Source organism: Halobacillus mangrovi (genome assembly GCF_002097535.1).
Lineage (GTDB): Bacteria > Bacillota > Bacilli > Bacillales > Halobacillaceae > Halobacillus > Halobacillus mangrovi_A.
In genome coordinates, this window is the sequence record NZ_CP020772.1 from 4,059,144 (window position 1) to 4,072,900 (window position 13,757).

Sequence of the window (13,757 nt, forward strand, 5' to 3'; positions counted from 1 at the left end):
AAAGACGGATTTTTCTAAAAATTCTTGCTGTTCTATTGTCAAATGGAAGTGAGTAGTGTACATTAGGGAGAAAGAATTTCCCAAATGAATAGTGATGAATCCATTTCTTATCAAGAGAGGCAGAGGGACTGGCCCTGTGAAGCCTCAGCAACCACTGGTAGATCCAGTAAGGTGCTACGTCCAGCAAGTTGTGACCCAACTTGGAAGATAAGAAGAAGATCGGAAAGTTAAAGTCTTCTTCTTAAGAAGGCTTTTTTTATTTTTCAATTACATGTTTTAAAAAAGGAGAATGACGATGAACACCCCTCATACAGATACAAAATTTGTGCAAACTGGTAATCGAAACGAGGATCCTACAGGTGCGATCAACCCTCCCGTGTACTTTTCTACTCCTTATCGCCATAAGGGAATCGGGCAATCGACGGGGTTTGATTACTCGAGAACAGGCAATCCAACGCGAAAAATTTTAGAACAGTCGATCGCAGACATCGAGGAAGGAAAAGCTGGTTTCGCCTTTAGTTCCGGAATGGCGGCGATTCAAACGGCACTCTCCCTCTTCAAACAAGGAGATGAAATACTCGTTTCAGAGGATTTGTATGGAGGGACTTATCGCTTGTTCGAACACATAACGGAACAGTCTGGAGTGATTTTTCAATACTGTGCCAGTCAGAACTTATCAGGGCTGAAAGATTTACTTACCCCGAATACGAAGGCGGTTTATATCGAGACACCTACCAATCCACTTATGCATGTAGCAGATATTCCTGAGATTGCTCGTTTTACCAAAGAACATCAGCTGTTGTTGATTGTCGATAATACACTCTACACTCCCCTACTTCAGCAGCCGCTGAAAGAAGGTGCAGATGTCGTTATTCACAGTGCAACGAAATACCTTGGAGGTCATAACGATGTACTGGCTGGTCTCCTGGTAGCGGAAGATGAAGAAATTTGCGAAAAGCTCGCCTTTCATCAAAACACCTCAGGAGCCGTGTTATCCCCTTTTGATTGTTGGCTGTTAATGAGAGGGATGAAAACTTTACCGCTTCGCATGAGGCAGCACGAGGCAAACGCCAAAGCCATTGTAGAATACTTGGAAAATCACGATGCTATTTCAGATGTTTTATATCCCGGTCAAGGCGGGATGATCTCTTTCCGCTTACAAGAAGAAGCCTGGGTCGATCCATTCCTAAGCCATCTGAAAGTCATCAGTTTTGCTGAAAGTCTTGGCGGTGTGGAAAGTTTCATTACGTATCCTGCCACACAGACGCATGCAGATATTCCGGAGGAAACGAGAACCTCTTACGGTGTATGCAACCGGTTATTGCGCTTCTCTGTAGGGGTGGAGCATATTGACGACTTGATTTATGACCTTGATCAAACACTTGCCAACTTGAAAAAGGAGGAGACGATCAAATGACTGATTATTCTTTGCAGACACGCCTGCTTCATAATGACCATAAATTCGATAAGCAAACTGGTGCTGTCAGCGTCCCCATTCAGCAGGCATCGACGTTTCACCAGATTGACTTTGATGAACCAGGAAAATATGATTACAGCCGCTCAGGCAACCCGACGAGAGAAGCTTTAGAAGATGCTATCGCGGGGCTTGAAAATGGTACAAAAGGATTTGCGTTCGCCTCAGGCATGGCAGCCATCTCCACCTCTTTCATGCTTTTATCTCAAGGCGATCATGTGGTGATTTCAGAGGATGTCTACGGTGGTACTTTCCGTATCATCCATGATGTTCTTCACAGGTTTGGAATCGATCACACATTCGTGGATATGACCGATCTGCATTCAGTCGCTACAGCGATTCGCCCGAATACGAAACTTTTATATATCGAAACACCTTCCAATCCATTGTTAAAGATTACAGACATTCAAGCGGTTGCTAAACTTGCAAAAGCGAATGACTGCTTAACATTCGTTGATAACACGTTCATGACACCAGCGCTTCAACAGCCTTTGGATCTTGGCGCAGACCTCGTGCTTCACAGTGCAACGAAGTTCATTGCCGGACACAGTGATGTTGTAGCTGGTCTTGCAGCGACCAATAACCAAGAAGTAGCTGAGAAACTATCATTCTTACAAAACTCGTTCGGATCCATTCTTGGGGCACACGATTCCTGGCTCGTGTTACGAGGGCTTAAAACGCTCCATTGCCGATTGAATCAATCCGCAGCGTCTGCACTTACCATTGCAGAATTTTTAGCAAAGCATCCACTTGTGGAGGAAGTTTATTATCCTGGCTTTACTGCCCATCCCGGTTACTTCACTCATACGTACCAAAGCAAGGGGGCAGGAGCTGTTCTGTCGTTCCGTTTGAAGGACGAAGAGGCCGTAAGACAATTGACAAAGCATATGGAGATTCCAGTGTATGCTGTCAGCTTGGGAGCGGTGGAGTCGATCCTCTCCTATCCAGCCCGTATGTCCCATGCATCTATGCCTCCTGAAGAACGTAGAAAACGCGGCATTACAGATGGACTGCTTCGGTTATCTGTAGGTCTTGAGAATCCAGAAGATCTTATTGAGGACTTCAAGCAGGCTTTTCAATATTTGGACCAACGGCCTAAAGTGGCAGATTGGGGGATTTCACGTGAAGCTAAATGAAGCATTACAGCACCAAACACTCATTGGAGACGGAGCAATGGGAACCCTTCTTTATTCGTACGGAATTGATCATTGTTTTGAAGAATTAAACCTGTCTCACCCAGAAGAAGTGTTAAATGTTCATAAGGCATATGTGCAGGCCGGAGCTGATGTGATTCAAACAAATACGTACGGAGCGAATTATGTGAAATTACAGCGTTATGGTTTGGAGGATCAAGTGAAGGAAATCAACTCTGCTGCTGTGAAACTAGCAAAACAAGCGGCAGACCCAGAGACCTATGTTGTCGGGACATTAGGAGGCATTCGAGGCATCCAAAAACAAGCCGTATCTCTTGATGAAATTAAGCGCAGCTTCCGTGAACAGCTGTACTGCTTGCTATTTGAAAAAGTCGACGGGTTACTGCTTGAAACTTATTATGATTTAGATGAACTTCTGACAGTAATCGAGATTGCTAGAAAAGAAACCTATCTTCCTATTATTGCTCAAGTTTCGATGCATGAACCGGGAGTACTCCAGGACGGCACTTCCCTAACAGGAGCGCTCAAGCAGCTTGAAGATAAGGGAGCATCGGTTGTTGGCGTGAATTGCCGGCTTGGACCTTACCACATGATTCAAGCTCTTGAAGAAGTGCCACTTCCCGAAAAGGCCGTACTGTCTGCTTATCCAAATGCAAGTCTTCCTGGTTTTCAGGATGGACGTCTCGTTTATTCTACAGAACCAGGGTACTTTCAAAAAAGTGCGCAGGCTTTATATGAACAAGGCGCCCGCTTAATCGGCGGGTGTTGTGGTACGACACCGGAACACATTGAAGCAATTGCTGCCAAGGTCAAAGGCAAAAAGCCGATTGAAAAGAAGGATGTGCCTGTAAAACAGCCGGAAGCGATTGAAGTGGCCGAAAGAGAAAACCGCCCTCCCCATTTGCACGAGCTTGCTTCCGAGGGACGTTCCATTATTGTTGAACTCGACCCACCAAAACGATTGAATACAGATAAATTTTTTGAAGGGGCAAAGGCTTTGCAGGAAGCAGGTGTCGACTCTGTTACACTGGCAGATAACTCGCTTGCTTCACCAAGGATCAGCAATTCGGCTATGGCATCAATCATTCAATCGAAATATGGAATCAATCCGTTAGTTCATATCGCTTGCCGGGACCGAAATCTCGTAGGCTTGCAATCTCACTTGATGGGACTCCATACACTCGGGATCACAGAAGTGCTTGCCGTCACAGGGGACCCGACTAAAATCGGGGATTTCCCAGGAGCCACTTCTGTCTATGATCTATCATCCTTTGATTTGATTCACTATATCAAGCAGTTGAATAAGGGGATTTCTTTCTCAGGAAAGTCATTAGGTCAATCGACTTCTTTCTCCGTAGCCGCTGCTTTCAATCCGAATGTAAGAAACTTGAACAGAGCAGTCAAGCGGCTTGAGAGAAAGCTGTCTTATGGAGCCGATTACTTTATCAGCCAGCCTGTCTTTAACCAGCAGCAGATTATCGAAACCTATGAAGCTACGAAACATATATCGGCCCCGATTTATATCGGAATTATGCCTTTAACGAGCTTGAGAAATGCTGAATTCCTCCATAATGAAGTACCAGGAATGTCCCTCTCCCCTGATATACTCGAACGGATGGAGAATGTGAATAATGATCGTGAAAAAGCACAAGCGGAAGGAATTGCGATTGCGAAGTCCCTGATTGATACTGCACTGGATTTATTTAATGGGATCTATTTGATCACCCCGTTTCTCCGCTATGAAATGACAGTGGAACTGACTCATTACATTCAGGAGAAAACGAAAGAGCGCCAAGAAAGGAAGGTTACTGATGGGATCCACATTATTTGAAGAACAACTAGCTAAGAAAATACTCGTCTTGGATGGAGCGATGGGGACGATGCTTCAGCAAGCCGACCTTTCTGCCGAAGACTTTGGCGGAGAAGCTTATGATGGCTGTAACGAATACCTGAACCTCACTTACCCTTCTCTTTTAGACTCCATTCATGCGGCTTATCTGGAAGCAGGAGCAGATATCATAGAAACAAACACATTCGGGGCGACAGACCTCGTTTTGGATGAATACGACCTCGGATACTTAGCTGAGGAAATCAATATAAAGGCCGCACAAATCGCAAAAGAAGTGGCCAGCCGCTATTCCACTCCTGAGCAGCCCAGGTTCGTTGCGGGAGCGATGGGTCCTACGACGAAAACATTATCCGTAACAGGCGGCACTACCTTTGAAGCTCTTAAAAATTCTTACGAAGAGCAGGCAAGAGGTCTGATCAAAGGCGGGGTTGACCTTCTTTTGTTAGAAACCTCCCAGGATATGCTCAATGTGAAGGCCGCATTCCTCGGAATCACAGCAGCGAAGGAATCTTTGAACGCGAATCCCCCTCTCATCATCTCTGGAACAATCGAGCCGATGGGGACGACTCTGGCTGGACAGAATATCGAAGCCTTCTATTTATCACTGGAACATATGAAACCAGCGGTAGTAGGTCTGAATTGTGCGACTGGTCCAGAGTTTATGCGGGATCACTTAAGGTCGTTGTCCGACTTGGCGACAACGAATGTAAGTTGCTACCCTAACGCCGGTTTGCCAGATGAAGAAGGAAATTATCATGAAACGCCAGAATCACTCGCTACTAAAGTGGCCGGTTTTGCCGAAAAAGGCTGGCTGAATGTCGTTGGAGGCTGCTGCGGGACAACGCCCGAACACATTCGCGCTATTGCTGATGCTGTTCGACCACTGACTCCAAGAACTGCCCCTGCTTCTCATCCTCATGCCGTAGCAGGGATTGAACCGTTTATCTATGATGACAAAGACAGTCGCCCTATTCTTGTCGGAGAACGTACAAACGTGATCGGTTCACGCAAATTTAAGCGTCTGATAGCAGAAGAAAAATTTGAAGAAGCTTCTGAGGTTGCACGTGCTCAAGTGAAAAAAGGGGCTCATGTCATCGATATTTGCCTCGCTGACCCGGACCGCGATGAAGAAGTCGATATGGAAGCTTTTATGAAGCATGTGGTCAATAAGGTGAAGGTTCCCCTTGTCATCGATTCGACAGATGAAAAAGTCATTGAAAAAGCTCTCTCTTATTCACAAGGAAAAGTAATTATTAACTCGATCAACTTAGAAGATGGCGAGGATCGCTTTAAAGAAGTACTCCCTTTAGTCCAAAAATATGGAGCTGCCGTAGTCGTAGGAACGATCGACGAAACAGGTATGGCGGTAACCGCAGAAAGAAAACTAGAAATTGCGAAGCGTTCCCGGGATATTCTCGTCGAGGAGTACAACCTCAACCCTTCGGATATTATTTTTGACCCGCTCGTATTCCCAATCGGTACTGGGGATGAACAGTACATCGGATCTGCAAAAGAGACAATTGAAGGCATCAGGCTGATTAAACAACACCTTCCTGACTGCCAGACCATTTTAGGAATTAGTAATGTCTCATTCGGCCTTCCTCCAGTGGGTAGAGAAGTATTGAATGCCGTCTACCTCTATCACTGTACAAAAGCAGGGTTAGACTACGCGATCGTCAATACTGAAAAGCTTGAGCGATATGCATCGATTGCTCAAGAAGAAATCGATCAAGCGGACGAACTGCTTTTCAAAACAACAGATGAAACGCTCGCAAACTTCACAGCCTTTTATCGCGGGAAGAAAAAAGAAGTCAAGGTGCCTACGGAAACGATGACACTTGAAGAACGCCTTGCCCACTACGTCGTTGAGGGTACAAAGGAAGGACTTCTTCCTGACCTAGAAGAAGCACTCCAAAAATACGATGCTCCATTAGGCATCATTAATGGACCGTTGATGGATGGCATGGCTGAAGTCGGAAGGTTATTTAACGATAACCAGTTAATCGTCGCAGAAGTTCTTCAAAGTGCTGAAGTAATGAAAACGTCTGTGGCTTTTCTCGAGCCACATATGGAGAAGCAGGATTCTTCTAATAAAAAAGGAAAAGTGCTGCTTGCGACTGTTAAGGGAGATGTTCATGATATCGGAAAGAACCTTGTGGAAATCATCCTTAGCAACAACGGATTTGAAGTTGTCGACCTCGGTATCAAGGTCACACCATCTGATTTGATTAAACAAGTCCAAAGTGAAAAGCCGGATATTATCGGCTTATCAGGATTACTCGTAAAATCCGCTCAGCAAATGGTTTTAACAGCACAAGATTTAAAGCAGCAGAAAATCTCATTGCCGATCTTAGTCGGCGGTGCTGCTTTGTCCCGAAAGTTTACAAACACGAAAATTTCGCCGGAATATGAAGGTCCGGTTTTATATGCGAAAGATGCGATGGATGGGCTCTCTTTATCCAATCAGCTGAGTAACGAAGACAGCAGAGAAAAACTGCTGGATGACCATAAAAAGAAACAGGAAAAAGCTCTATTACGTAATTCTGTGCAAACACCATCTGCAGAAGGAGGTACAGCCGTCGCTGTAAAACCAAAGTCAACCGTTTCAACAACGGTTCCTGTTTTTCATCCTCATGATTTCGAGAAGCACATCATTAGAGATTACCCTGTTGCTCAAATCGAGCCTTTTATCAATATGCAAATGTTAATTGGTCATCATCTTGGGTTAAAAGGCAGATTTTCGAAGCTATTAGAAGAGAAAAATGAGAAAGCTGTACGTTTGAAAGAAGTTGTTGATGGGTTATTGACGAAGGCAAAAGTGGAGAAATGGATCCGACCTTCAGCTATTTATCAATTCTTTCCTGCTCAATCAGACGGAGATGATGTCCTCATTTATGACCAAAATGACGAAACGACCGTCATTGAGCGCTTCACCTTCCCTAGACAACCGAAGGAACCTTTCCTCTGTCTAGCAGACTATTTGCGCTCTGTTTCAAGCGGGGAAATGGATTACGTTGGTTTCTTTTCCGTCACTGCTGGAAAAGGAATTCGTCAGCGAGCAGTAGAGCTAAAAGACAACGGTCAGTACTTGGAAAGTCATGCTTTGCAGGCTCTTGCTCTCGAGACCGCTGAAGGATTAGCCGAACATATCCATCAGCTGATGAGGGATAAGTGGGGCTTTCCTGATCCGACTGATTTCACGATGCAGGAAAGATTCTCTGCCAAGTACCAGGGCCAGAGATATTCCTTCGGTTATCCAGCTTGTCCGGACCTGGAGGACCAAAAGAAACTCTTCCAGCTGATTCGACCGGAAGATATCGGTGTAGAATTGACAGATGGTTTTATGATGGAGCCGGAAGCATCCGTAACTGCCATGGTATTCGCACACCCAGAAGCCCGCTACTTTAATGTCCATTAGAACAGAAGGGATTGGAACATAATTATTTATCTTGCAAGGTGAAAGTATGGCGGCTTCCAACCTTCAAATTAAATGCCCCAAAACAATGGAAGAAATTGGACGTGGGCGCTAATCTACTATAAAAAATCCGAATGGTGATGAAATCTTATCATAAGAATTTCACCACCATTCGGATTTTTGAATGGGTAAATTTTTTTCACAGCCCCTTTTTCATTGATCTGCATATTTATAGATGACTGTACTATACACTTGCGATTTTGCCCTGGGATCCAGGTACATGGCTGCACTATTGACCGCTGCCATGGCTTCCGTAAAACCAGTAGCAATCAGCATGGTTTTGCTTGGGTAAATAGCGGCATCACCAGCAACAAAAATCCCCTCTATAGTCGAGCACATATCCGTACCGACAGGAATCCGACCTTTTTCTGTTTCGAGTCCCCATTCAGCATACATGCTTTTTTCGATGTTTAAGCCTTCATAAACGAGGATGTGATCTACTTTTAACTCAGTCCCATCCTTCATAGTCAGACTTGTCATTGTATGGCCGTCCCCGTGAAGCTTCTCTACCTCCTGAATTAGATGAACCTTTACAGAAGAGTCTTTCAACTGATCCATGTCATGCTCATATACGGCTTTGAACTCTTCACCGCGATTGATTAAATGAACTTCATCAGCAATATTTTCTAAGGCAAGAGACCAGTCGATTCCGACACGGCTCTGAGATATGACCACTACCTTCTTCTCTTCATACTGCTTCAAATTTTGGATTGTATAGTGGACCTGCTCCTTCTTGTAGGTTTCGCTGCCCTCTACTTGAAGGGGCTGCATATCAAATGTACCCATTCCTGAGGCGATGATTATAGCTTTAGAGAGGTGTTCCCCTCCATTTTTATTTATCAATCGAAAGCTGCCGTCTTCCAGTTTCTCAATTGACTGAATCTTTTCCCCTTGTACCATAACCGGTTCAACAAGGTTCGCTTGGTCTTTCACCTGTGTTACCAGCTCTTCCCCAGTCACTCCTGGAAAACCGCCAACATCATAAATTTTTTTCTCAGGGTAGAAAAAAGATACTTTTCCTCCAAAGTCCGGCTGGTACTCGATGACTTTCGTTTTCAAATCGCGCATTCCACTGTAAAAAGCAGCATACATCCCCGTTGTGCCACCTCCAATGATCGTTACATCAAACACTTCACTCATCTGAATCTCCTCTTCCAGTTTAGTAATTTATGTAGATCGTTTGAATCTTTTATAGTCAATAATGAGAATCATTATCACTTATTAAGTATATCGAGTTTCACTGAAAGATTCAAGACGGCTAATTGAAACATAAAGATTAAGTAAAAGTTTTAATTAAACCATTGCAATGTCACCCCTGGTATCGTAATATGATATCGGAATTCGATATCGGAGGTGATTATATGCTTCGTGATTTCTTTCTAGGTTCCATCAAGATTCATATTCTTTATCATGCCGATGTGGAACCTATTTATGGAGCTTATTTAATCGAAGAACTCGCCTCCCATGGCTACGAGATCAGTCCTGGCACGCTTTACCCAACATTGAAAAGTCTTCATGCCAATGGGCTGCTTCATAAATATGAAGAAACCGTTCATGGGAAAATCCGTAAGTACTACACAATTACAGACAAAGGACGCCAAGTCCTTGAAGAAGGCAAGCAGCAAGTCAGAGAGCTTGCTCAGGAAGTTTTAGAAGATGATTGGAGGAAAGATTAAATGGACAAGCCAAAGGGATCTTTACTAGAGATATTCAAAGCATCTACGAAACTTGGATTCACCTCATTTGGCGGGCCGGTGGCTCACCTTGCCTATTTTAAAGATGAATATATTGATAGAAGAAAGTGGCTGGATGATAAGACTTATGCGGATATCATCGCATTGTGCCAATTCCTTCCCGGGCCTGCCAGCAGTCAGGTCGGTATCTCCATCGGTATGCTGCGCGGTGGATTGCTAGGCGGATTTATCTCGTGGATTGGATTCACAGTCCCTTCTATTTTAGTGCTCATCCTTTTCGCACTTATGTACCAAACGTATGATATCGGTGACGCACCGTTTATTCACAGTCTTAAAGTGGTTGCCGCTGCGGTTGTCTTGCATGCCTTAATTGGTCTTGGAAAGAAATTGACCCCGGACCGGCCTCGCATTGCCATAGCACTCGCCTCGGCGTTAATCCTCTTGTTATACCCTTCTGCCTGGATGCAAATCATAGTAATTCTTGCTGCAGGACTGTTGGGATTAAAACTGTTCTCAGGTTTAGCTCAATCTAAAATTCAGCCATTCCCTGTCACTTTTTCAAAAAAAGCGGGGATGATATCACTCAGCGTTTTAGTAACTCTATTAATAACACTGCCGATTATCGCAAGGAATACCGACAACCTACTCATTCAATTGTTTGATACATTCTTCCGTGTCGGCTCTCTAGTATTCGGCGGCGGACACGTAGTCCTCCCAATGCTTGAACGAGAAGTTGTCCCGACTGGTTGGCTGACAGCAAATGAATTTCTAGCCGGATATGGAATGGCGCAGGCAGTGCCTGGCCCCTTATTCACTTTTTCCAGTTATCTTGGAACGATGATCGAAGGTGTAGTTGGAGCTGTTGTGGCAACGGCAGGGATCTTCCTTCCCTCTTTCCTTTTCTTAATTGCAGCTCTGCCTTTCTTAAATGAACTTAGGAAAAGGCCAGCATTCCAAGGAATTTTGACCGGAGTAAATGCGAGTGTGGTAGGAATCCTGCTTGCTGCTTTTTATGATCCTGTCATCGTAAGTTCTATCCTTGATGGGTATGATTTTGCATTAGCCGCCATCTTATTTGCCTTGTTACACTTTTTCAAAGTTCCTGCGTGGGCGATTGTGCTCATTGGTGTTGCAGGCGGAACAATTCTATCCTATTTGTAGAAATTAGGCACAAAAGCTCATCTTTTGTGCCTTTTTATTTTATAAAGGAAAAAACAAGTAAAAAAAGCAGGAATATCGATACAGAAGTCGAACTTTATCAAAATATGGAGTCTTTTAGGGAGGTTTTACGATGGCTGAAGAACAAAGCAGATATTCTCGTCTTGCAGAAATCACCAAGCTGATCAATATGAAGCTTGATTTACGCGAAGTCCTACAACACGTTGTCACAGCCATATCCGAAGAAATCATGCGTTGCGATTCAGTCGGAATTTACTTACCCCAGGAAGACGGAACGTTTAGAGGGTATGTAGGGAAGCCAGAAGTGATTAACGGGATGACACTAGATATGCACGTCGTCGATCCTGAATATGACCTACTGATGAAAGAAGTCATTGAAACACGTACTTCCATTTACATTCCCGATACATCCAAAGATAGCCGCCCGGACAAACGTGCGGTGGAAGCTTTTAAAATCAAATCATTACTCGTTTCTCCTATCTATTACGAACAAGAGCTTTACGGTCTTGTTTACTTGTTTGATTACGGCATTCCGATGAATCTCACCCAATCAGAGATTGAGTCTGTGGAAGCTTACGTAAATATGGCTGCTGTCGCCATCAGGAATGCGAACAACTTGACCAGGAAACAAGCACTGATCGAAGAAAAACAGTTGTTATTGAATGTAACTCGCGACCTCTCTTTATGTTCATCTTTACAAGAAGCGCTGGACCGCTGTTTCTATTACTTAGGAAAAGTATTGAATAATCAAAACATAGGTGCACACTTTGTCGATCCTTTTGCTGAACGGCAGATCAGACCTGCAAGCTTGAGTAAGGATAGTGACTGGACAGAAGAGGAATGGATGGAGACTCATTATGAGTTGAAAGTAGATCATACGAAAGACAGGCTTTTTAAAGAAGTCATTGATACGAAACAATCGGTTATGGTTCCAGACGTCTCCATAGATGAGCGCGTCAACCAGGACGCTTGCAGAGGGTTTGGAATTCAAGCGATGTATATGATTCCTCTCGTTGCTGTCGGAGAGGTTCTTGGAACCATCACCGTGGTGAACTTGAAGGAAAAAGGCTACGCGTTCTCACGCTCAGCTATGCAGTTAGCCGAATCCATTGTCGATGCTACCGCCCCAGTGTTATCCAACTTAATCTATATGGAAAAACAAGAATTAATCATCCAGCAGCGAACGTCTGAATTACGGCAGAAGAATAAGGAGCTTGAAGGGGCTTTTACGGAACTTAAACAAATAAGCCAGGAAAAAGAATTGATTTTGAATTCAGCAGGAGAAGGCATCTTCGGTATGGATCTCAAAGGAAAGATTACTTTTTCCAACCCTTCAGCTACCGAACTTCTTGGGTATGACTATGAAGATGAAGTGATCGGCTTATGTTTTTATTCCATCGTAAAATCAGAGCTGTTGACGGGAGATCAACCTTATGATTTTTCTTCCTACGAAAAAAGTAAAAAAGATCGTTCTCAAACCGATGAATACTTTATCCGAAAAAACGGTGAGCTCTTCCCCGTGGAATACGTGATTACGCCTCAACGACAAGGAGATATGACGGTCGGCTCTGTAATCACGTTTAAAGATGTGACGACCCGCAAGCAAATGGAGGAAAAGATTCGATACCATGCGTATTACGACAGTATTACTAACATTCCTAACCGTGTTCTATTCCAGGATCGTCTGATTCAAGCCTTAACATTTTCCGAAATGCATAACAGATCTATGGCGATTTTGTTTCTTGATTTAGACCGCTTCAAAAAAATCAACGATACGTTTGGTCATGGGTTCGGAGACTCTGTCCTGAAGGAAGTCGCCCACCGCCTGAAAAAGGTTATTCCAAAAGAAGCGACAGTTTCAAGGCAAGGAGGAGACGAATTCATCATCCTGCTTCCAAGTGTAGATGGACAGGATGAAGCGATTCATTGTGCAAAGGAAATTCTTAATGCTTTTTCCAATCCTTTTATGATTAACAATCAAGAGATTGCCATTAAAACAAGCATTGGAATCAGCCTCTATCCAGACAACGGAGTCACTGCGGAAACACTTGTAAAACACGCAGACGTCGCCATGTACAAAGCAAAAGAAATGACAGGAAATCAGTATCAAGTTTATACCCCTGACATTGAGAACCGTTCCCTGGAAACCATTCGACTGGAAAACGACTTGTACAAAGCACTGGATCAAGGAAATGAATTTACGCTTTACTATCAGCCTAAATTCGATGTACGTTCGAACACCATCATTGGAGTTGAAGCTCTCATACGTTGGCAGCATCCTTCTCTTGGACTGCTTCCTCCTAAAGATTTTATTCCTCTTGCTGAGGAAACAGGCTTGATCTCTAAACTTGGGGAATGGGTGTTGGAAGAGTCCTGCAGGCAAATGAAAGAATGGTACGTCGATGGCTTAACTAACCTTTCTGTATCAGCTAACTTATCTCCTCAGCAATTTAAACAAAATGATCTGATCAGTATTGTCAAGAGGATTTTAGACGAGACAGGTCTTCCACCTCAGAACCTTGAACTAGAACTTACGGAAAATTTGATCATCCATAATACTGAAAAAACATTATCTATGATTCAAGCTTTGAAAAAACTTGGGGTCAAAATATCCATTGATGATTTTGGGACAGGATTTTCTTCGCTTGGATACTTAAAGGATTTTCCAGTCGACACTTTGAAAATAGATAAAACCTTCATCGATGACATTACCATCAATGACAATAACGCAGCCATTACGAATACGATTATTACGTTAGCTAGAAGCCTTCAGCTCAATGTCATAGCGGAGGGTGTAGAAACAAAAGAACAAGTAGACTTCCTTGAGCATAACGGCTGCTATCTTATTCAAGGGTTTTACTTCAGTCGTCCTGTACTGCCTGACCAGTTTGTTGAGAAGTACACTAAAATATCTAATAAAAAGGGGTAAAAA

8 protein-coding genes and 1 riboswitch are annotated in these 13,757 nt (G+C 43.7%); of the genes, 7 read left to right on the forward strand and 1 reads right to left on the reverse strand.

What is annotated here, in order from left to right; genetic code table 11:
- Positions 1 to 104: 104 nt before the first annotated feature.
- Positions 105 to 214, forward strand: a riboswitch (SAM riboswitch).
- An 81-nt stretch (positions 215 to 295) separates the two neighbouring features.
- From HM131_RS20180 to metH, 4 genes are read left to right on the forward strand one after another with little or no spacing between them, the layout of a single operon-like run.
- On the forward strand, positions 296 to 1,417 hold the full coding sequence (locus tag HM131_RS20180) for a methionine biosynthesis PLP-dependent protein (RefSeq protein ID WP_085031604.1): 1,122 nt from the start codon (positions 296 to 298) through the stop codon (positions 1,415 to 1,417).
- On the forward strand, positions 1,414 to 2,610 hold the full coding sequence (gene metC, locus HM131_RS20185) for a cystathionine beta-lyase (protein WP_085031606.1): 1,197 nt from the start codon (positions 1,414 to 1,416) through the stop codon (positions 2,608 to 2,610). The genes HM131_RS20180 and metC overlap by 4 nt, the downstream gene beginning before the upstream one ends.
- The gene (locus HM131_RS20190) at positions 2,597 to 4,459 is read left to right on the forward strand and encodes a bifunctional homocysteine S-methyltransferase/methylenetetrahydrofolate reductase (protein WP_085031608.1); all 1,863 of its coding nucleotides are present in this window, start codon (positions 2,597 to 2,599) and stop codon (positions 4,457 to 4,459) included. The genes metC and HM131_RS20190 overlap by 14 nt, the downstream gene beginning before the upstream one ends.
- The gene (gene metH / locus HM131_RS20195; protein WP_085031610.1) at positions 4,440 to 7,895 is read left to right on the forward strand and encodes a methionine synthase; all 3,456 of its coding nucleotides are present in this window, start codon (positions 4,440 to 4,442) and stop codon (positions 7,893 to 7,895) included. Before HM131_RS20190 ends, metH begins: the two co-directional genes overlap by 20 nt.
- Before the next feature lie 210 nt (positions 7,896 to 8,105).
- Here the strand turns inward: metH and HM131_RS20200 are convergent, their stop codons facing one another.
- A complete protein-coding gene (locus HM131_RS20200; protein ID WP_085031612.1) occupies positions 8,106 to 9,092 on the reverse strand; it encodes an NAD(P)/FAD-dependent oxidoreductase in 987 nt (328 codons plus the stop codon).
- A 221-nt stretch (positions 9,093 to 9,313) separates the two neighbouring features.
- Between HM131_RS20200 and HM131_RS20205 the strand changes: the two genes are divergently transcribed.
- The 3 genes from HM131_RS20205 (at position 9,314) to HM131_RS20215 (ending at position 13,754) form a co-directional block, all read left to right on the forward strand.
- Positions 9,314 to 9,628, forward strand: coding sequence for a PadR family transcriptional regulator (locus HM131_RS20205; RefSeq protein ID WP_085031614.1), 315 nt, complete (start codon positions 9,314 to 9,316; stop codon positions 9,626 to 9,628).
- Positions 9,629 to 10,807 carry a chromate efflux transporter gene (gene chrA, locus HM131_RS20210; RefSeq protein WP_085031616.1) on the forward strand — a complete coding sequence of 393 codons (1,179 nt, stop codon included), beginning with the start codon at positions 9,629 to 9,631 and terminating at the stop codon, positions 10,805 to 10,807.
- A 130-nt stretch (positions 10,808 to 10,937) separates the two neighbouring features.
- Positions 10,938 to 13,754, forward strand: coding sequence for a bifunctional diguanylate cyclase/phosphodiesterase (locus tag HM131_RS20215; protein ID WP_085031619.1), 2,817 nt, complete (start codon positions 10,938 to 10,940; stop codon positions 13,752 to 13,754).
- Positions 13,755 to 13,757: the final 3 nt, after the last annotated feature.